At 73.2% G+C, this 18,628-nt stretch carries 23 protein-coding genes; 9 read left to right on the top strand and 14 right to left on the bottom strand.

Translation table 11 applies throughout. The features are described 5' to 3' along the window. Positions 1 to 120: 120 nt before the first annotated feature. On the bottom strand, positions 121 to 1,065 hold the full coding sequence (locus DY240_RS05190) for a ribose-phosphate diphosphokinase (RefSeq protein WP_119658891.1): 945 nt from the start codon (positions 1,063 to 1,065) through the stop codon (positions 121 to 123). Between the two features lie 81 nt (positions 1,066 to 1,146). Further along, positions 1,147 to 1,617: a MarR family winged helix-turn-helix transcriptional regulator gene (locus tag DY240_RS05185; RefSeq protein WP_199700856.1), complete on the bottom strand. Its 471-nt coding sequence runs from the start codon at positions 1,615 to 1,617 to the stop codon at positions 1,147 to 1,149. 73 nt (positions 1,618 to 1,690) lie between these two features. Here DY240_RS05185 and DY240_RS05180 point away from each other — a divergent pair, with 73 nt between their 5' ends. Then, positions 1,691 to 2,167, top strand: a complete 477-nt coding sequence (locus DY240_RS05180; protein ID WP_119658904.1) for a VOC family protein — start codon at positions 1,691 to 1,693, stop codon at positions 2,165 to 2,167. Between the two features lie 11 nt (positions 2,168 to 2,178). Here DY240_RS05180 and DY240_RS05175 read toward each other — a convergent pair whose 3' ends face one another. The 3 genes from DY240_RS05175 to DY240_RS05165 form a co-directional block, all read right to left on the bottom strand. Continuing rightward, positions 2,179 to 2,625: an SRPBCC family protein gene (locus DY240_RS05175; protein ID WP_119658889.1), complete on the bottom strand. Its 447-nt coding sequence runs from the start codon at positions 2,623 to 2,625 to the stop codon at positions 2,179 to 2,181. Between the two features lie 91 nt (positions 2,626 to 2,716). Further along, positions 2,717 to 3,055 carry an ArsR/SmtB family transcription factor gene (locus DY240_RS05170; protein WP_119658888.1) on the bottom strand — a complete coding sequence of 113 codons (339 nt, stop codon included), beginning with the start codon at positions 3,053 to 3,055 and terminating at the stop codon, positions 2,717 to 2,719. After that, positions 3,052 to 3,516 (bottom strand): SRPBCC family protein, encoded by a 465-nt coding sequence (locus tag DY240_RS05165; protein ID WP_119658887.1) that lies wholly within the window; start codon positions 3,514 to 3,516, stop codon positions 3,052 to 3,054. The genes DY240_RS05170 and DY240_RS05165 overlap by 4 nt, the downstream gene beginning before the upstream one ends. A gap of 218 nt (positions 3,517 to 3,734) precedes the next feature. Between DY240_RS05165 and DY240_RS05160 the strand changes: the two genes are divergently transcribed. Then, positions 3,735 to 4,601, top strand: coding sequence for a mechanosensitive ion channel family protein (locus DY240_RS05160; RefSeq protein WP_119658886.1), 867 nt, complete (start codon positions 3,735 to 3,737; stop codon positions 4,599 to 4,601). A gap of 28 nt (positions 4,602 to 4,629) precedes the next feature. Here the strand turns inward: DY240_RS05160 and DY240_RS05155 are convergent, their stop codons facing one another. Both DY240_RS05155 and DY240_RS05150 read right to left on the bottom strand, forming a co-directional pair. Further along, positions 4,630 to 4,902 (bottom strand): DUF6401 family natural product biosynthesis protein, encoded by a 273-nt coding sequence (locus DY240_RS05155; RefSeq protein WP_199700855.1) that lies wholly within the window; start codon positions 4,900 to 4,902, stop codon positions 4,630 to 4,632. 126 nt (positions 4,903 to 5,028) lie between these two features. After that, entirely contained in the window at positions 5,029 to 5,568 is a 540-nt protein-coding gene (locus tag DY240_RS05150) for a GNAT family N-acetyltransferase (protein WP_158602742.1), read from the bottom strand. Positions 5,569 to 5,627: 59 nt separating this feature from the next. Between DY240_RS05150 and DY240_RS05145 the strand changes: the two genes are divergently transcribed. After that, positions 5,628 to 6,134, top strand: coding sequence for a hypothetical protein (locus DY240_RS05145; RefSeq protein WP_147375201.1), 507 nt, complete (start codon positions 5,628 to 5,630; stop codon positions 6,132 to 6,134). 91 nt (positions 6,135 to 6,225) lie between these two features. On the opposite strand, the gene DY240_RS05140 is transcribed toward DY240_RS05145, so the two are convergent. The 3 genes from DY240_RS05140 to DY240_RS05130 form a co-directional block, all read right to left on the bottom strand. Continuing rightward, entirely contained in the window at positions 6,226 to 6,651 is a 426-nt protein-coding gene (locus DY240_RS05140; protein ID WP_119658882.1) for an Hsp20/alpha crystallin family protein, read from the bottom strand. A gap of 106 nt (positions 6,652 to 6,757) precedes the next feature. Then, entirely contained in the window at positions 6,758 to 7,633 is an 876-nt protein-coding gene (locus DY240_RS05135; protein WP_119658881.1) for a class I SAM-dependent methyltransferase, read from the bottom strand. 306 nt (positions 7,634 to 7,939) lie between these two features. Then, the gene (locus DY240_RS05130; RefSeq protein WP_119658880.1) at positions 7,940 to 8,149 is read right to left on the bottom strand and encodes an FmdB family zinc ribbon protein; all 210 of its coding nucleotides are present in this window, start codon (positions 8,147 to 8,149) and stop codon (positions 7,940 to 7,942) included. Between the two features lie 89 nt (positions 8,150 to 8,238). On the opposite strand from DY240_RS05130, the gene DY240_RS05125 reads away from it, so the two are divergent. Next, positions 8,239 to 8,484: a type B 50S ribosomal protein L31 gene (locus DY240_RS05125; RefSeq protein ID WP_119658879.1), complete on the top strand. Its 246-nt coding sequence runs from the start codon at positions 8,239 to 8,241 to the stop codon at positions 8,482 to 8,484. Positions 8,485 to 8,776: 292 nt separating this feature from the next. Here the strand turns inward: DY240_RS05125 and DY240_RS05120 are convergent, their stop codons facing one another. Together DY240_RS05120 and DY240_RS05115 are read right to left on the bottom strand one after the other, a co-directional pair. Continuing rightward, positions 8,777 to 10,033 carry an RNA polymerase sigma factor gene (locus DY240_RS05120; RefSeq protein ID WP_233552615.1) on the bottom strand — a complete coding sequence of 419 codons (1,257 nt, stop codon included), beginning with the start codon at positions 10,031 to 10,033 and terminating at the stop codon, positions 8,777 to 8,779. After that, entirely contained in the window at positions 10,015 to 10,368 is a 354-nt protein-coding gene (locus tag DY240_RS05115; RefSeq protein ID WP_119658878.1) for a YciI family protein, read from the bottom strand. Before DY240_RS05115 ends, DY240_RS05120 begins: the two co-directional genes overlap by 19 nt. 97 nt (positions 10,369 to 10,465) lie before the next feature. On the opposite strand from DY240_RS05115, the gene DY240_RS05110 reads away from it, so the two are divergent. Further along, positions 10,466 to 11,824 (top strand): dihydrolipoyl dehydrogenase family protein, encoded by a 1,359-nt coding sequence (locus tag DY240_RS05110; protein WP_119658877.1) that lies wholly within the window; start codon positions 10,466 to 10,468, stop codon positions 11,822 to 11,824. Between the two features lie 10 nt (positions 11,825 to 11,834). Here the strand turns inward: DY240_RS05110 and DY240_RS05105 are convergent, their stop codons facing one another. Beyond that, positions 11,835 to 12,887, bottom strand: coding sequence for a M23 family metallopeptidase (locus DY240_RS05105; RefSeq protein ID WP_119658876.1), 1,053 nt, complete (start codon positions 12,885 to 12,887; stop codon positions 11,835 to 11,837). A gap of 202 nt (positions 12,888 to 13,089) precedes the next feature. On the opposite strand from DY240_RS05105, the gene DY240_RS05100 reads away from it, so the two are divergent. Further along, on the top strand, positions 13,090 to 13,665 hold the full coding sequence (locus DY240_RS05100; RefSeq protein ID WP_119658875.1) for a helix-turn-helix transcriptional regulator: 576 nt from the start codon (positions 13,090 to 13,092) through the stop codon (positions 13,663 to 13,665). Positions 13,666 to 14,260: 595 nt separating this feature from the next. Here the strand turns inward: DY240_RS05100 and DY240_RS05095 are convergent. Continuing rightward, positions 14,261 to 15,430 carry an ROK family transcriptional regulator gene (locus DY240_RS05095; protein ID WP_119658874.1) on the bottom strand — a complete coding sequence of 390 codons (1,170 nt, stop codon included), beginning with the start codon at positions 15,428 to 15,430 and terminating at the stop codon, positions 14,261 to 14,263. A 93-nt stretch (positions 15,431 to 15,523) separates the two neighbouring features. Here DY240_RS05095 and ggh point away from each other — a divergent pair, with 93 nt between their 5' ends. The 3 genes from ggh to DY240_RS05080 form a co-directional block, all read left to right on the top strand. Then, positions 15,524 to 16,855: a glucosylglycerate hydrolase gene (gene ggh / locus DY240_RS05090; RefSeq protein ID WP_233552614.1), complete on the top strand. Its 1,332-nt coding sequence runs from the start codon at positions 15,524 to 15,526 to the stop codon at positions 16,853 to 16,855. After that, positions 16,852 to 17,388, top strand: a complete 537-nt coding sequence (locus DY240_RS05085) for an AAA family ATPase (RefSeq protein ID WP_199700854.1) — start codon at positions 16,852 to 16,854, stop codon at positions 17,386 to 17,388. The genes ggh and DY240_RS05085 overlap by 4 nt, the downstream gene beginning before the upstream one ends. A gap of 261 nt (positions 17,389 to 17,649) precedes the next feature. Next, on the top strand, positions 17,650 to 18,628 hold a 979-nt coding region (locus tag DY240_RS05080; RefSeq protein ID WP_199700852.1), incomplete at its 3' end, for a caspase family protein.

Below are 18,628 nucleotides of genomic sequence, written 5' to 3'. Positions count from 1 at the left end.
ATGGGGGGCCGAAGGTCTCCCTGAGCCCTCGGTCCAGGGCGGATGTCGACTGGAGAGAGTTCGTGATCTTTTGCATGGCCCGACTTCTGCATATGACCGGTGCTGGGGGTGAGCTGCCTCTCACGCGTCGTGGAACAGCGCGCTGACCGACTCGCCGTTGTGGATCCGGCGGATCGCCTCGGCCAGCAGCGGCGCGACCGACAACACCGTCAGCTTCGGGTGGCCGGTGCCGTCGGCGAGCGGGACGGTGTTGGTGCAGACGATCTCCTCGACGTCGGGCTGGTCGCCGAGCCGCCGCAGGGCGTCGTCGGCGAACAGCCCGTGCGTGCAGGCGATGCGGATGGACCGGGCGTCGCGCTCGCGCAGCCGGTCCATCAGCTCGATGAGCGTGCTGCCCTTCGCGATCTCGTCGTCGAGGACGATGATGTCCCGGCCGGCCACCTCGCCGATGATCGCCGTGATCGTCACCTTGTCGTCGGCGAAGCGCTGTTTGGCGCCGGCGGCGACGGGGACGCCGAGCATGCGCGCGAACGCCGACGCCGGCTTGGCGTTGCCGAGGTCGGGTGAGACGACGATGGTGTTGGACAGGTCGCGCCCCTGGAAGTGCGCGGCGAGCTCACGCAGCGCGTGCAACTGGTCGACCGGCACGCTGAAGAACCCGTGCACCTGCGGCGAGTGCAGCGTCATCGCCAGCACGCGGTTCGCGCCGGCGGCGACCAGCAGGTCCGCCATCAGGCGGCCGCCGATGGAGATGCGCGGGGCGTCCTTCTTGTCCGACCGCGCGTAGGCGTAGTGCGGCATGACGACGGTGATCCGGGCGGCCGAGGCGCCCCGGGCGGCGTCGAGCATGAGGAACAGCTCGACCAGGTGCTCCTGGACCGGCGGGACGATCGGCTGGATCAGGAACACGTCGTGCTCGCGGCAGTTCGCCTGCAGCTGCACCTCGAGGCAGTCGTTGGCGAAGCGCTGGATGCGGACCGGGTTGAGGGCGGCGCCCAGCTGGGCGCAGATCTCGGCGGCCAGCTCGGGGTGGGCGCTGCCGCTGAACACGGCGATGTCTCGCATGGTCGGTGCCCTCTTTCGCGTCGAGTCGGCGTGGTTCGGGGGCGTCGTCGGCCGGCTGCGGCTGCCGCCGGTGTGAGCATCTCACAGGTGCGGAGCCCGGCCGTCGTTCGGAGCGACGATCGCCGCGACGATCGCGCCGAGCTGCTCGACCTGCTCAGGGGTGAGGGGGTCGAACAGGATGCTGCGGACCTCCTCGACGTGGCCCGGCGCGGCCGCGGCGAGCACGGCGAAGCCGTCGTCGGTGAGCGAGGCGACGGTGGTGCGGCCGTCGGTGTCGTGCTTGCGGCGGCGCACCCAGCCGGCCTGCTCCAGCCGCGAGACCGCGTGCGACAGGCGGCTCGGCGACGAGCCGACCATGCGGGCCAGCTGCGACATCGTGAGCTCGCGATTCGGCGCCTCGGAGAGCATCGCCAGGATCATGTAATAGGCGTGCGGCATGCCGGCGTCGCGTTGCAACTGCCGGTCCAGGGCCGCCCACAGCAGCTGATTCGCCAGCAGGTAGGTCCGCCACACCTTCTGTTCGTCGTCACTCAGCCACCGCGTCGACTTCACGACGCACAGCATACGATGATGGTTGAGAGTTCAACTTTCCGCCCGGACGGGCGGCCGGCGAGGAGGAGTGACCGTGGAGGTCAAGGAGCTCGGGCACATCGTGCTGTACGTGCGGGACATCCAGCGCTCGGTGGCGTTCTACCGCGACGTGCTCGGCTGGCGGCAGGTGCTCCCGAGGGCCGGTGGCGACGGCACCGGCCCGCTGCCGGTGCCGTTCGCCATGTTCAACGCGCCGTCCGGCCGCACCCATCACGAGCTGCTGCTCATCGAGGTGGGTCCGGACGCCGCGGCGCTGCCGGCCGGGCGCCGGGTCGGGCTCTACCACTTCGGGCTGAAGATCGGCACGTCGGACGACGAGCTGCGGGCGGCGCTGCGGACCCTGCAGGAGGCCGGCGCGACGGTGCTCGGCGCGACCGACCACGTCGTCACGCACAGCCTCTACATCGCCGACCCGGACGGCAACGAGATCGAGCTCTACGTCGACGTCCCGGGCATGGACTGGGAGGATGCCGAGCTGCTGGCGTCGCCGCCGCGAGCATTGCGGCTCTGAGCGCCGCGGCCTCAGTGCCAGTTGCTGATGCGGACGTCGTTCGGGGCCGGCCGTCCGGTGCCGGTCTCGACCAGCTCCTTGAGGCTCAGCAGGAACGTGGCCCACTTCGTGCTGCAGTGGTACATGAACTCGACCGGTTCCTTCCAGCCCTCGTGCCGGAACAGCACGACCGTGTAGTCGTCCTGCTGCTTCAGCTCGAACCGGACGTGGGTCCCGATCCACTCCTCGGGACCGGCGACGACCTCCCAGTGCACGAGCTTGCCCGGCACGGTCTCCAGAACCTTCATGTCGAAGCCGTCCTCGCCCTGCGGCAGGTCGAACCGGAACCGGATCACGTCGTCGCCGGCCCGGGTCGTCTTCTCCGTCCACCAGCCCGACAGTCCGTCGATCGTGGTCAGTGCGGTGTAGACGGCGTCGGGCGACGCGGTCGCGCCGATGCGGTGCAGGATGTCGGCCATCTCGATGCCTCTTTCTCGGTCGTGCGCCCGGTGTGCGGGCGCGGTTCGGTGGCGCCGCCACGGTCGTAACGGCGTTCGTGGGTGTGGGGGATCAGCTCTGCCGGCGGCGCTGGATCGCCTCGGAGATCCGCTTGATGCGGTTCAGCCGGGCGTCCCAGGTGGCGCCGACCGCCGTCAACTGCGCGACCGCGCGGGCCAGCTGGGCCTCGTCGACGTCGTAGCGACGCTCGCGTCCGGACGGCATGGCGTGCACCAGCCCGACCCGGTCGAGGACGCCGAGGTGCTTGGCGACCGCTTGCCGGGTGACCGGCAGCCGCTCGCTCAGCGTCGTCGCCGTGCCGCCGCCGTCGGCCAGCAGCAGGTCGAGGATGCGCCGCCGGGTCGGGTCGCCGACCGCCGACCAGAGCTCGTCGTCGATCGAGCCCGTCATGGCGCCGACACCAGCCGGTCGAGGTAGCCGACGAGGCGGGGCAGGAAGTGGTCCCAGCCGGCGACGTGGTCGCGGTACAGCTCCTCGAGGACGGCCGCCTCCCAGCCGTGCTCGCGGTATCCCGACTCGGTGAAGCGCAGCAACGTGCCCCCGCCGGACGGGGCGAGGTCGAACGTCACCAGCAGCGAGTTGCCCGGCGCGGCGGCCACGCCCTCGTCGTAGACCCACCGGAAGGCGAACCGCCGCGGCGGGTCGGCCTCGACGACGGTGAGCGGTTGGACCTTCGCGTCCGGCGCGGACGGGTCGCCGAACGTCACCGTCCCGGTGGCGCCGGGCACCGGGACGAGGTCGGCGTCGTCGGGCCACCACTCCCGCAGGTGCTCGGGGGTGCTGATGACCTCGTAGACGATCTCGGGCGCGGCCTCGATGTGGATCTCGCGCTCGATGCTCCCGTACTCCATCGCGCTGTCCCGTTCTCTCGCAACCATTGATTGCATATGACTGTAGGTCCGCGCCCGGCAATGCGCAACCCTTGGTTGCTTCTGGTTCCGTCCACGACGGCTGGTATCAGGGGCGCGTGGTATCGCGTCCGACGGGTACGCAGGTGGGGAGCCGGTAGGGCATGGGCCGGCCGCCGATGGGCGGTTGGCCGGCCGGGCCCCGGAAGGATGTGAACCGGATGGACATCACGGAATCGTGGAACAACGCGCTCGACGCCGTGATCACGTTCCTGCCGAGGTTCGCCGCGTTCCTGGTGATCCTCTTCATCGGGTGGCTCGTGGCGAAGGCGCTGCGCAAGCTGGTCGACGTGGTCCTCGAGCGGGTGGGTTTCGACCGCGCCGTGGAGCGCGGCGGTGTCCGGCGGGCTCTGGCGCAGTCGAAGTACGACGCCAGCGGCCTGATCGCGACACTGGTCTACTACGCCGTGCTGCTGCTCGCACTGCAGATGGCCTTCGGCGTCTTCGGGCCCAACCCGGTGAGCGATCTGCTCTCCGACATCGTGGCCTGGCTGCCGCAGGCGATCGTCGCGGTGGTGATCGTCGTGGTCGCGACGGCGGTGGCGAGTGCCCTGGGCGACCTCGTCGGCAGCGCGCTGAGCTCGCTGAGCTACGGCCGGCTGGTCGCGAAGATCGTGCAGGTCTTCATCATCGCCCTCGGTGTGATCGCCGCGCTGAACCAGATCGGAGTCGCCACGACGGTGACCACTCCGGTGCTGATCGCGGTGCTGGCCACCGTCGCCGGCGTGATCATCGTCGGGGTCGGCGGCGGCATGCTGCGGCCGATGGAGCAGCGCTGGGAACGCTGGCTGAGCCGTGCGGAGCGGGAGATCCCGGAGGCGCGGACCCGCACCGAGGCTTACCAGCGTGGTCGTGAGGATGCGCTGCGTGCGCACGAGACGCCGGCGGGTGTGCCGCCGTCGGAGATGCCGCCGAGCGGGACGCCGACGACGACGAGTGCGCCGCCGACCGGCACGGGCCGGCACACCGGCATGGAGCCGGACACCTCCGGCCGGTTCCCGGGTGCGCCGCCGCGGGACTACCCGTAGGACGGCAGGCGACGGCCGGCGCCGCCGCTCAGGAGAGCGCGGCGTCGCCGTCGGCGATGCTGGCCATGACCCCGTCGGTCATGGCCAGCAGGCACACCCCGGCCAGGCGCAGGGAGACCCAGTCGTTGGTGCCGGGCTGCCAGCCGCGGTCGCGGGCGACGTCCTCGACCCCGCGGGCGTAGTCGGCCAGCTCCACCGGGCCCAGCCCGTGGTGGCTGTGGATGAGGATGTCGCGGACGGCGGCCGCGTGCTGGTCGACCTCGGCGAGCAGCCCCGGTGCCCACTCCGACCGGTGGTCCACGCCGGTCAGGGACGCGAGCGTCGCGAGCTCACGTCGAGCGATGATTCGTCTCCGCCGGGGCGCCAACCAGTTCATGGCTGCCCAGGGTACGAAACGCCCGTCTTCGGACGAACGCGCGGGTCCGGGTCAGGCGTGCAGAGACAAGGTCGCGCGGCGGACCGGCGGCTCGCCGGGCGAGCGCGCGCTGTTGACCGTGGGCTCGACGACGGGCCCGACGGCGAAGCCGAGCGTGCGCAGAAAGGCCTGCCCGCCCGGCCAGGTGTCGTGCGCCGACGCGGTGACCTCTTCGAGGCCGGCCGCCCGGGCCTCGGCCAGCAGGGTGTTCGCGACGGCACTGCCCAGGCCGCGGCCGCGGTGCGACGGCGCGACGAGGAACGTGCCGACGGCGACGGCGCGGCTGTGAGGGTAGCCGAGCACGGCGTCGATGAGCCCGACGATCTTGTCGCCGTCGCGGACGGTGAACAGTCTTTTGTCCTCGAAGCTGCGTCCGTCGGGCAGCACGTAGAACAGGCTCTGCACGTCACCGGGGCCCGACGGCCCACCGGTGGTGGCCTCGAACCAGTCGTCGCAGGCGGCGAAGAGCTCCAGGATTCCGGGCTCGTCGTCGGGCTCCAGCTGCTCGCGCACGACGATGGGCCCGAAGTCGGTGGCGACGGTCCAGATCACGTCATTCACCTTAGGGGATGCGACCGGAACCGCCGCCGGGCGCCGGACGTCTGATCATCGTGAGGCTGAACGGGGTGACGGCGGCCGCCGCGCTGACGGCGGTCCTGCTGCTGGCGGGGTGCGGCGACGACGTTCCGACCACGGGCGGCGACGACCCGACGTCGTCGTCCACGGCGACCGGCGATCCCAGCGGCACGCCGACGCCGCCCACCGGCGAGCCGACCGCGCCGAGCGACGAACCCACCGACAACACCGAGCCGCCGACCGGCGACCCCACCGGCGTGCCCACCGATCCGGGCACCACGCCGCAGCCGACGCCGTCGGACACCCCTGTGCCGCAACCCACCACGACGCCGGGCGTCACCCAGCTGACCGGCTTCCCCGTTCCGGGCGTCGAGGCCGGCTGCTGGCTGCTCGACGGCTACCTGCTGCTGGGCGGCGACCAAGAGCTCATCGGGTCCGGCCGCGAGGTGCAGATCACCGGCGCGGTCGAGGAGAACGTCATGACCACGTGCCAGCAGGGCACGCCGTTCCGCGTCGACTCCGTCATCGCCATCGAACCCTGACACCGCGCCCCGCCGGGACCCGGGGACGCGGAACGGCCGGGACGGTCCGTGTGGACCGCCCCGGCCGTTGCCGTGTGTTCGCCGCTGTGCGTCAGGCGGCGCGCTGTACCTCGATACGGGTGGGCGAGGTGCCCGCGTACACGCCGGACACCGTCACGGTCAGGACACCGGCGTCGTAGGCGGCGCTCACGGCGCTCGGGTCGGCCGCGACCGGCAGCGTGACCGTGCGGCGGAAGCTGCCGTATCGGACCTCGCGGACCCGGCGGCCGTTGCCGTTCTCGTCGCGGACGTCCTTGCGCTCGCCGCGCACGACCAGCCGGCGCCCCTCGACCTCGACGGTGACGTCGTTCTCCGGGTCCAGGCCCGGGAGGTCGAAACGGGCCACCAGGTCGTCGCCCTCACGAGCGACGTCGGCGGCGGGTGCGAAGCCCTTGACGGAGCCGGCGGTGACGGGCGCGTCCCAGAAGGTGCGGAACAGCCGGTCGACGTCGGCGAACGGTACGAGTGTGGTGCTCATGGCGACTCTCCTTCGTGGTCGAGTACCTGGGATCACCAGGTCTGACACGTATAACTTGAGTCGACCACGCTCAATTCCGCCGTTCGCCGTCGGCGATGCGCGGCAGCTAGACGGCGGCGCGATGCCCGATGTGGACGCTGCGGGCGCTGAGCGAGTACACGTCGTCGCGGCGGCCGAGCCAGGCGGCGTCGTCCGGGTCGAGCAGGCGGTCCCAGGCCGCCTTGTCGGCCTGCCGCAGCTCGCCGTCGGCGTAGGCGCGGTCGACGCGGTGGCGCAGGCTGAGCAGCACCGAGCGCAGGTCGGCCTCGCACAACGGCACCGGCCGCTCCAGCGTGAACGTCTTGGTGGTGACGTCGGCGAGGCCGGCGCGGCGCAGTGCGGTGGGCCAGCCGTACGACATGGGGACGCTGCCCGGGACGCTCGCCCGCATGCGGGCGTACCAGCGGTCCTCGGCGGCGGCCAGGCGCACCTCCAGTCCCGGTTCGCCGACGCCGACGTCCCACGGCAGATGCCGCGCGGGCAGGCCGCCCTCGGCGAGCGCCAGCCGGCCGCCGGGCGCCAGCAGCGCCGCCAGCGCGTCGATGGCCGCCTGCTGGTCGGCGAGGTGGTGGATCGACGACGACGCCCAGATGATGTCCGCGCTCCCGGCCACCAGCGGCAGGACGGCGAGGTCGGTGTCGAGGTCGGCGTGCAGCAGCCGGATGTGGCCGTCGTCGACGCCGGTCTCGACGATCCGCCGGCGTGCGGCGTCGAGCACGTTGCCGTCGCCGTCGACCCCGACGACGAACGCGGCCGGCGGCAACACGGCGCCGAGCGCGACGGCCATGCCGGCGCCGCCGCAGCCGACGTCGACGGCGAGCCGGTCGCCCGGCCGGGCCAGTTCGCGGGCCACGGACGCGTACCAGTCGGCGTCGTCGGCCACGGCGGCACACAGCCACTCGGCCTCGTCGGCCCAGTTGATGACGATGGCGTCGGTGTTCACTGATCGGCCCCCCTCGACGCGGCGCCGGCCGGCCGCGAGTTCAGCCGAGGGGCGACGCCGTCGTCAGCCTGGACCCATTGTGCGCCGTTCCGGCGCGTGCGGGAACCCGTCATGGTGCACCTCGCGTACTACCGAGCCTGAGAATCGATCTCAGTCAAGCATGCGAGGCGGCAGGCGGGAAGGGGTCTTGCGGAACGCGCAAGGCAGCCAGGAGGTCGCGATGTCTGGAGTGTTCATCCAGGACCGACCACCTGATGCGGTGGTCGATCCTGGATGAACAGCGAAGAAAGGTCCGGCGCGGCCGGCTCAGCCGCAGCCGCAGGAGCCGCCGCAGCAGCCTCCGCCGCCGCCCGCTGGCGCGGCGCCGGCACGCCCGGCCAGTCCGACGGTGGTGAGCAGCTTGACGGTGTCGTCGTGCCCCGCCGGGCACGGTGCCGCGGCGCCTGCGTCGGCCATGGGGCGGACGACGTCGAAGGTCGAGCCGCAGGCGCGGCAGCGGAACTCGTAGGTCGGCACGTCGTCGAGGATACCGGCCGGTGGCCCGGGGCGGGAATGTCCGGTCGGCCGAGCGCGTTGTTGAGAACGACAATCAGAAGGAGGCAGTCGTGAAGCAGCACATCCACCCCGACTACCGGCCGGTGGTCTACCGCGACGCCGACGCCGGCATGGCGTTCCTGACCCGCTCGACCGCCCGCACCGAGCAGACCGTCGTGTGGGAGGACGGGAACACCTATCCGGTCGTCGACGTCGAGATCTCGTCCGCGAGCCACCCGTTCTACACGGGCAGGACGCGGATCCTGGACTCCGCGGGCCAGGTGGAGAAGTTCCGCCGGCGCTACCGCACGAGCTGAGCAGCGCCGACGCGGCCGTCGGGCTGCTCGGACGCCTCGCCCGTGTGAAGCGCGCGCCCACCGGCGTGTGCCGCAGCCGCGTCGGGCAGACCCCGCCTCCCAGCCGGCGTCGGGCAGACCCCGCCTCCCAGCCGGCGTCGGGCAGACTCCGCCCGGCCCGGGTGGGGCCCCACCCTACGGGCGGGCACCGACAAGCTCCGCCACCCAGCCGGCGTCACTCGGCGGCCGGCTCGGCTGCGAGCTGGGCAGCGGGGGATGGCATCCCCCGCCCGCCTCGCTCGGACGCCCGAGCCTACCCCTGCGGGCATCCCCCGCCGCTCAGCTCGGCCGCCTGGGCCAGCAGGAACGACCGCTCCACCTCGTTGGCGGTCGACGCGGCGGCCTCCTCGTAGGAGGCCGCCGCTTCCGCGTTCCGGCCCAGCCGCCGCAGCAGGTCGGCCCGGACCGCCGGCACCCCGTGGTACCCGGCCAGCCGCGGGTCCGCCGCCAGCGCCGTCACCTCCTCCAGCGCCGCCGCCGGGCCCGTGACGTGCGACCGTGCGGCCGCCCGGGCCAGCTCCGTCACCGGTGACGGAGCCGCGGCCAGGAGCAGGTCGTAGAGCGCGACGATCTGCGCCCAGTCGGTCTCCTCGTACGTCGGTGCCTCCGAGTGCACCGCCGCGATCGCCGCGTGCAGTGCGTACGGCCCGGCCCGTCCCGGCGCCGACCGCCGCATCGCCCGCGCGGCCAGCGCGCACCCGTCCTCAATCAGTGCGCGGTCCCAGCGGGAACGGTCCTGGGCCGACAGCACGACCAGGCCGTCGCCGGCCAGCCGGGCCGTGCTCCGGGCCGCCGCCAGCCGCACCGTCGCCAGCAGGCCCAGCACCTCGGCCTCGTCCGGCATCAGCTCGGCCAGCACCTCGGCCAGCTCCGTCGCCGTCCGGACCAGCTCCGGCCGGCCCAGTGACTCGCCGCGCGACGCCGTGTGGCCCTCGGTGAGCAGTAGCGACACCACCGCCAGGGCGGCCGGCAGGCGGTCGGGCAGCTCGTGCGCCGCCGGCACCCGGTACGGGATTCCGGCGGCCTGGATCTTCTTCTTCGCCCGGGTCAGCCGGGCCGCCATCGTCGGCTGCGACACCAGGAACAGGCGGGCGACGTCAGGCGTCGGCAGGCCACAGACCATCCGCAGCGTCAGCGCGACCCGGGCCGGCAGCGACAGCGCCGGGTGGCAGCAGGTGAAGACCAGCCGCAGCCGCTCGTCCTCGATCGGGTCGGCCTCCGCCGGTGCGTCGTCGCCGGGCACGATGAGCAGCGGCAGCTTGCGCGCCAGCGTCCGCTCCCGCCGCAGCGCGTCCAGGGCGCGGTTGCGGGCGACGGTGGTCAGCCAGGCGGTCGTGTCGGCCGGCACGCCCTGACGCGGCCAGAGCTCGACGGCCGCCGCGAACGCCTCCTGGACGGCGTCCTCCGCGGCGTCGAGGTCGCGGGTGACGCGCACCACCGTGGCCAGCACCCGTGCCCAGCCGCGGCGGTGCGCGTCGGCGACCGCGTCGGTCAGCTCGTCGCGTCCCACAGCGGCCGGATCTCCGTGCCCGTGCCGGTGGGGCAGTGCCGGGCGATCTCGACGGCGTCGTCGAGATCGGCCGCCTCCACGATGTAGAAGCCGGCCAGGTTCTCCTTGAGCTCGATGTACGGGCCGTCCGTCACCAGCATGTCCTGGTCGGGGCCGGCCGGCCGCAGGGTGGTGGCGGTGGTCGACGGCCGCAGCGCCGCGCCGGAATGGTCGATGCCGCGGCTGTCGAGGTAGGCGATGAACGCCGCGTGCTCGTCCAGTGCCGCCGTACGCGCCGTCTCCGGCACCGTGTCCCAGTCGGTGTCCGGCTCGAACAGCATGAGCATGTACTTCATGACGCCTCGTCCTTCCCTCTCGGTGGCTGTCTATCACCGTTGACGAACGAGGTGCGCCGGAATCGACATAGGCTCGGCGGCAACGACTGGAGGTGCGATGAGCGAGCGGGTCGACGTGGTCGTGCTGGGGCTCGGCGTCGGTGGCGAGCACGTCGCCGGGACGCTGGCCGAGAACGGCCTGAACGTGGTCGGCATCGAGGGCCGGCTCGTGGGCGGCGAGTGTCCCTACTACGCCTGCGTTCCCACCAAGATGATGGTGCGGGCGGCCGGACTGCTGGCCGAGGCCCGCCGGGTCGACGGCATGGCCGGGCACGCCGAGGTCGCGCCCGACTGGTCGCCGGTCGCGGCCCGCATCCGCGACGAGGCCACCGACGATTGGAACGACCAGGTCGCCGTCGACCGCTTCACCGGCAAGGGCGGCCGGTTCGTCCGCGGCTGGGGCCGCCTGGCCGGTCCGGGCCGGGTCGAGGTCGACGGGACGGTGTACGAGGCCGGCCGGGCGGTCGTCATCGGCACCGGGTCGGCGCCGTTCGTCCCGCCCATCGACGGCCTCGAGGGCACGCCGTACTGGACCAACCGCGACGCCGTCCAGGTCAAGGAGCTGCCCGAGTCGCTCGTCGTGCTCGGCGGTGGCCCGGTCGGGCTGGAGCTGGCCCAGTCGTTCGCCCGCTTCGGCGTCAGGGTGACCGTCGTCGAGATGGCCGACCGGCTGCTGCCCGCCGAGGAGCCCGAGTCGGGCGAGCTGGTGGCGCGCGTGTTCGCGGCCGACGGCGTCGACGTGCGGGCCGGGTCCGGTGCGCGCTCGGTGCGTCACGACGGCGAGCGGTTCACCGTCGCGCTCGACGACGGGTCCGAGGTGGGCGCCGAGCGGCTGCTGGTGGCCGTCGGCCGCCACTGCGACCTCGCCGCCATCGGCGTCGACACCGTTGGCCTCGACCCGTCGGCGAAGTTCGTCGAGGTCGACGACCGCCTACGGGCCGGCGACAAGCTCTGGGCGGTCGGCGACGTCGTGGGTCACGGCGCGTTCACACACATGGCGATGTACCAGGGCGACATCGTCATCCGCGACATCCTCGGCCAGGACGGCCCGCCGGCCGACTACCGCGCGCTGCCGCGGGTGACGTTCACCGACCCCGAGATCGGTGCCGTTGGCCTCACCGAGGCGCAGGCGCGCGACCAGGGGCTCGACGTCCGCACCGGCAGCACGCAGGTGCCGTCGACGGCACGCGGCTGGATCCACAAGGCCGGCAACGACGGTTTCATCAAACTGGTCGCCGACGCCGGCGAGGGCGTCCTGGTGGGCGCCACGTCGGCCGGGCCGACCGGCGGCGAGGTGCTCGGGGCGCTGGCGGTCGCGGTGCACGGCCGGGTCCCGGTCGAGCAGCTGCGGCACATGATCTACGCCTACCCGACCATCCACCGAGGCATCCAGGACGCTCTGCGCCAGCTCGGCTAGCGGGCGCCGACTACTGCAGCCAGGCCATCGGGTCGGTGAAGTCGCCGTTCACCAGCACCTCGAAGTGCAGGTGGCAGCCGGTCGACGACCCGGTGGTGCCGACCCGGCCGATGAGGTCGCCGGCCGCCACGGTCTGGCCGGAGCTGGAGCTGAACGCCGACAGGTGGCTGTACGTCGTCGTGACGTCCATGCCGTCGATCTCGCCGTGCGAGATCTCGATGCGGTTGCCGTAGGCGCCCTCGTAGCCGGTCGACTCGACGGTGCCGGGGTAGGCCGCGTAGACGGGTGAGCCGCACGACGCGCCGAAGTCGGTGCCGCTGTGCAGCTTGTACACGCCGGTCACCGGGTGCACCCGCATGCCGTACGGCGACGTGACGCGGCCGCTCGACGGACGCTGGAAGACGCCGTCGCCGCTGGGCGGCGGTGGCGCGTCGGTGGAGCCCTCGTCGCGGTCGCCGCGGTCGGGCTGGTTCTCGGCCTCTTCGCGCTCCTGAGCGGCGCGCTCCGCGGCGGCGTGCACCTCGCGCATCTTCTGCAGCTGCTCACTCGCCTCGGCGGTTGCGGCCGACGCCTCCTCCAGAGCGGCGGTGGCCTGCTCGGCCAGCTCAGTGGCGGCGGCCGCGGACTCCGCCGCGGCGGCAGCGTGGCCCTCGGCCCGGCTGGCGGCGTCGGTGGCGTTGGCCCGCGACTCCGCCGCCTGCGCGAGGACGCTGTCCTGGACCCGCATGAGCTCCGAGACGCCGGTCGACCGGGCCTGGAACTCGTCGGGGTCGGCGATGCCGAGCTGCATGAGGCTGGTGAGCTCGGAGTTGTTCATGTACGCGTGCGCGGCCAGCCGGCCCAGCGTCTCGCGGGCGTCCTCGGCCGCAGCGGCGGCGTCGGTGCTCTCGCCACGTGCTCGCTCGGCGCGGGCGGCCGCCTGCTCCGACGCCAGCCGGGCGTCGGCGGCGGCCTGGCTGGCCTGCTCGGCGCGCTGCTGAGCGGCCCGCTCGGCCTGCTGCGCCTCGGTGAACGCCGCCTGCGCGGCCTCGAGGTCGGCCTGAGCCTGCTCGACCGAGGGCACGGTGGATGCGGCACGAAGATCGGGCGCTGCTGTCGAGGACGTCATTCCCCAGGTGAGACACCCGGCGGTGACAGCTGCGGCCACGAGCGGCCCCAGAGATCGTCTCCTCACTCGGGGCCCTTCCTGTGTGCGGTCATCGGCGGCTACTGTAAGCGGGCTTTGCCCGATATACAACCAATGGCTGTAGTGGCAGGAGGCACACATGCTCGACGCCGGAGCCGAGTTGGAGGCCGCGCTGCGCCCTCTGACCTGGCCCGATGCCGAGCTGGTCGCCGGCGGCGGCAACTACCTGCGCACCGGCGGAACGTGGGTCTACACGGCCTCCCGGCGGCCGGTCCCGGGGGCGGAGGACGTGACGTTCGGCCGCCGCTACGCCGGCGTTCCTCGCGTCACCCGCGACGACGGTGAGTTCGTCCTGCTCGACCGCGACTGGCTCGACGGTCCCGACGCGCGCCCGGAGCTACGCTGGTGCATCCCGCTCGGGACGCTGGACCCCGCGGCGCCGACCGTGGACGTGCCGGTGGACGAGGTTCTGGCTCGGTCGACGGTCGTCGTGGGCCTCTGGGCGCCCGAGCTCGACCCGGCGGCCCTCATGACGGCGTCGGCGATCGCCCGCCTGCTCGGCGTCACCCGCAGCACGGTCAACGCCTACCACGCCCGCCACCAGATGCCGCCGCCCGTCGTGACGCTGAGCCAGCGGGTGCCGCTGTGGACCCGGCCGGTCATCGACCACTGGGCCGCCCGCCAGACCCGGCGCCGCCGTCCCCTCGTCCCCTGACGCGTTGGCCGTTCTCCTGTTGCGTTGACCCCGTCCCCCTGCTGCCCGATTGTCTTGGCCGCGGGCGCGCGCCTCAAGTCCGCGGCCTCTGACTGTTCACTGCTCGTTGTGGGTGGGGGCCTTGGACTTGACCCGCGCGCCCGCGGCTCAGAACGGGCAGCTATCAGGGGGACGGGGAAAGAGCGGCGACGGTCGTCTGGGGCGTCGGCCCCGTTTCGGTGTGAGTTTGGTGTCGTTGAGCGTCCAAGTGGTGAGATTTCGCCGTGATTCGTGAGCCATCACGAGGATTACCCCAGCTTCAACACCCCTACAGTCGTGGTGAAGCTCACGTAATCCTCGTGATGTAGGCGATCGCCGATGATCATCGCGCGCCGCTGCCCGACAAAGCACGCGAAACGGGCACGCCAACGCCGAGGCGTGCCCACATCCTCCCCGTCCCCCTGATAGCTGCCCGTTCTTGGCCGCGCAGCCGCGGGTCAAGCGGATCCTCGTCGGCGCGAAGCGCCCTAATAGGTCCGCTTGAGGCGCGGTTGCGCGGCGAAGAGAATGGGCGGCAGGGGGACGGGGAGCCCAACCCGACGTACATCAGGCAACCTCAACCGGCCACCAGGGCGTCGACGGCGGCTGGTGCGTAGACGTGGCCCGTGACCAGGGTGGCCATACCGACGGCGGCCGGGTGGTGGGCGGTGCTCGGGACGATCTCCAGGTCGCCGGTGAGCCGATCCAGCGCGTCGGCCCGCACGGCGGCGGTCACTTCGTCGACCACTGACGGCAGCCGGCCGAGCGCCCCGCCCAGGACGATCGTCTGCGGGTTCACCAGCGCGACCAGTCCGGCCAGCGTCCGGCCCAGTAACCGCGCCCCGTCCCGCAGGTCGGCGGAGCCGGCCAGCCGCGCCGCCAGGTCGTCCGACGACGACGGCGTCACGCCGCGGCGGCGCAGCAGCGCGTAGCCCGACGCGTACGCGGCCAGGCAACCCGTCCGCCCGCACCGGCACACCGGCGCGTCCGCGTCGCCGCCCGCCGTGCCCATCCGGATGTGCCCGATGTCGCCGGCCGCGCCGTCGAACCCGGACAGCAGCGCGCCGTCGAGCACCAGGCCGGCGCCGATCCCGTGCGCGTACTTCACCGCGAGCAGCGGCGTGGCGCCCGGTCGCTCGGCCGCCTCGCCGAGCGCGTGCGCGCGGGCGTCGTTCTCCAGCAGCACGGGGACGGGCCACCGCGCCCCGAGGACCGCCGCGACCGGGAAGCCGTCCCAGCCGGGCATGACGGTGGCCGGGCGCAGGAGCCCGGTCACCGGCGAGACCGGCCCGGGCACCGCCACCCCCACGCCGACCAGCGTCTCGCCCACCCCGGTGGCCAACAGTTCCGCCCCGACATCGCACACCGTCGCCAGCACGGCGTCCGGCGGGCCGGCGATGTCCAGGGGCAGCTCGTGCTCCCGCAGGCTCCGCCCGGTCAGGTCGGTGACGGCGATCCGGCCGGTGTGGTGGTCGAGGTCGAGGACGAGCACGACGCGGCCCTGGTCGGCGAAGCGGATCAGCGCGGCCGGGCGGCCGCCGGTCGGGCCGGCGGAGCCCGCCTCGTACACCAGCCCGGCCCGGAACAGCGCGTCGAGCCGCTCGAACAGCGTCATCCGCGACAGCCCGGTCTCGGTCAGCAGCTGCTGGCGGGTCCAGTCGTCGCGGGACCGGATCAGCTGCAGCAGCCGGCCGGGCGATCCGCCGGCCGTCGCCGAGGGCCGGCCGGTGGTGCGCAGCGCCGTCACGGTGTCCCCTTACGTACAGCGAGTTGACAAAAGCAGGACGATACCGAAGCCTGGTCGCTGGGACGACGGTCCGGCGACATCGAAGGAGGCGCGGTGCGGGTCCCTGTCAGCGATGTGGGGCTCGGCGACCGCGCGGCCGACGTCCTGCGCGGCAACGACCTCGGCTCGATGACGGCGGCGGCGCCGCGGCTCTACCCGCACATGTGGAGCTGGGACTCCGGGCTCATCGCCGTCGGGCTGGCCCGGCTGTCCGTCCCGCGCGCCATCACCGAGCTGCGCACCCTCCTGCGGGCCCAGTGGTCGACGGGGATGATCCCGCACATCGTCTTCTCCGCGGGCGACGGCTACTTCCCCGGCCCGGAGCGGTGGGGGACGGAGTCGGCGGCGGCCGCGCCCGCCGCCGTCCGCACGTCGGGCATCTGCCAGCCGCCGGTGCACGCCATCGCGGTGCGCCGCATCCTCGACGCCGGGCGGGCCGCCGGCGGCGAGGTCCGCGACCAGGCCGAGGCGTTCGTCCGCGAGACCTTCGGCTCCTGGCTGGCCTGGCACCGCTGGCTGGCGACGGCGCGCGATCCCGACCGCCGCGGCCTGGTGGAGATCCACCACGGCTGGGAGAGCGGCATGGACAACTCGCCGCGCTGGGACGAGCCGTACGCCGCGGTCGTCCCCGGTGCGGACCTGCCCGGTTTCGTCCGCACCGACGTCGACCACGTCGGCGACGTGCGCGAACGGCCCACCGACGCCGAATACGGCCGCTACCTCTGGATCGTCGAGCAGCTGCGCCGCGTCCGCTACGACGACGACGCCGCCCGCGAGGTCGTGGCCTTCCGGGTGGCCGACGTGTTCATGTCCGCGATCCTCGCCGTCGCCAGCGACGAGCTGGCCGGGCTGGGCGACGAGCTGGGACGCGTCGAGGACGCGGCCGAGCTGCGCGAGCTGGCCGGCCGGTTCCGCGCCGGCGTGCTCTCGACGGTCTCGCCGGCGACGGGCCTGGCCCGCGACCTCGACCGCCGCTCCGGGCGCTGGATCGAGACCGAGACGATCGCCGGCTTCGCCCCGCTGTTCTGCGGCGCCCAAGACGGCGCCGTCGTCGCCCGGCAGCGCGAGCTGTTCTGGGGCGAGCGCTGGTGCGGCCACCCCGCGCTGGCCCACCCGCTGCCGCCGTCGGTGTCGCCGTCCGACCCGGGCATGCGCCCGCGGACCTACTGGCGCGGCCCGGTCTGGCCGATCGTGTCGTGGCTGTTCAGCTGGGCGTTCGAGCGCCAGGGCGACGACGACGGCGCCCGCCGGCTGCGCGACGCGTCGCTGCGGCAGCTCGCCGCCGGCGACTTCGGCGAGTACTACGAGCCGTTCACCGGCGAGCCGCTGGGCAGCCTGCACCAGTCCTGGACCGCCGCCGTCACACTGGACTGGCTCGCGCGATGACGGCGCCCGTCCTGGTCGCGATGGGCGGTCTGCCGGGTGCCGGCAAGAGCCACCTCGCGACGGCTCTCGGCGTGGCGCTCGGTGCTCCGGTCGTCTCCGTCGACCCGATCGAGGCGGCGATGTGGCGGGCCGGCGTCGGCCGCGACCAGCCCACCGGCCTGGCCGCGTACGTTGTCGCCGAGGAGGTCGCCGCGGGCGTGCTCGCGCTCGGGCAGACGGTGATCGTCGACGCCGTCAACGACGTCGAACCGGCCCGCGGGCAGTGGCGCCGCCTGGCCGCCGCGCACGGTGTGGCGCTGCGGTTCGTCGAGGTGGTCTGCTCCGACGCGGCGCTGCACCGCCGACGGCTGGCCGGTCGCCGCCGCGGCCTCGACGGCTTCCCGGAACCCACCTGGGCCGACGTCGAACGGCGCCGCGCAGGGTTCGAGGCCTGGACTGATCCGCGGCTCGTGGTCGACTCCGCCGGCGACCACGAAGCCGACCTGGCGGCCGCTCTCGTCTTTGTGCGAACGGGCGCACCGAGTTCGGTATGACAACCCGGAATTCCCATGATCGAATGAGCCGGCGGGCTTATACGTGATTGTTTTCTAGATCACCACGATCCTCTCGTCCGAGTACTCCATCGGGTGTTCGGACCATATTGCTCCAAGATCCGACATACGTCGCGATGCGTACCTAGTCTGCGAGAGAACCGCAGGTGAACGGGGTGTTTGCCGCGGGCAGGCCAGACGCGAGGGAGCCTGATGAACGAGCCGTCGATGCATGTGCGGACCGAGCCTGTGCGCAACCGATTCGTGGCTGTCCGTCCGGCCACGGTGACCCTTCCGGCGCCGCCGCGGCGTACTCCGGAGGCGTCGCTGCGGTTCCCGTCGGCCACGGAGCCCGCCGCCGTTCCGGCCGTCCCCGACCGCCGCCGGCTGCCCGCCGGCGACCGCGCCGCACTGCTCATCGGCACGGCCGTCCACGACCACGCCGGCTACCCGCTGCTGCCGACCGCGGCGGCCGGGCTGAGGCAGCTGCGGCAGGTCCTGGAGCGTGCCGACGTGGGCATGGTCGACACGTGCCAGGTGGTCGCCGACGGCAGCCGCGGCGAGATCATGCGGGCGGTCGAGGTCTTCCTCGACGAGCGCGCGCTGGCCGACACCATCCTGGTCTACCTCACCGGCTACGCGCAGGTCTCCGGCGCCGACGGACGGCTGTACCTCGCCGCCGCCGACACCGACCCCGCCGACCTCGAGCGCACCGCCGTCCCGGCCGACTTCCTCCGCGACCAGCTGCAGGAGTGCCGGGCCGCGAGCAAGGTCGTGCTGCTCGATACCTGCCTGCCCGGCCAGGAGACCGACCGGTTCGCCGTCCAGCGGCGGCAGGTCATGCTCGAACCGGCCGGCGTCTACGTCATCTCCGCGTCGCCGGCGCCGCAGCCCGCCGCCGTCATGGCCGAGCCGGTCCCGCAGCTGGGCACGTCGCGGTTCACCGGCCAGATCGTCGAGGGCCTGCGCACCGGCCGGGTGAAGGACGGGCTGGGCCCGTGGGTCACCGCCGACGACCTCGCCGCGTACCTGACCACCAAGCTCACCGCGCAGGGCGTGCCGGCCGAGCAGCTGCCGGCCACGTCGACGCTGGCCGTCACCGGCAATCACGTCATCGCCCGGTCGGCGGTGCGGGCGCTCAGCCTGCTCGACGGCGGGCGCGACAGCCGCGACGGCCGCCGCGCACCCGCCCGTGAAGGCGGCGCCGTCGCCGTCGCCACACCGGGCGGCGCGGACGCGGCCG

The organism is Jiangella rhizosphaerae, from assembly GCF_003579925.1.
Taxonomy (GTDB): domain Bacteria; phylum Actinomycetota; class Actinomycetes; order Jiangellales; family Jiangellaceae; genus Jiangella; species Jiangella rhizosphaerae.
The sequence above is the reverse complement of the archived record's forward strand: the minus strand, read 5'-3'. Positions and strand labels throughout refer to the sequence as shown.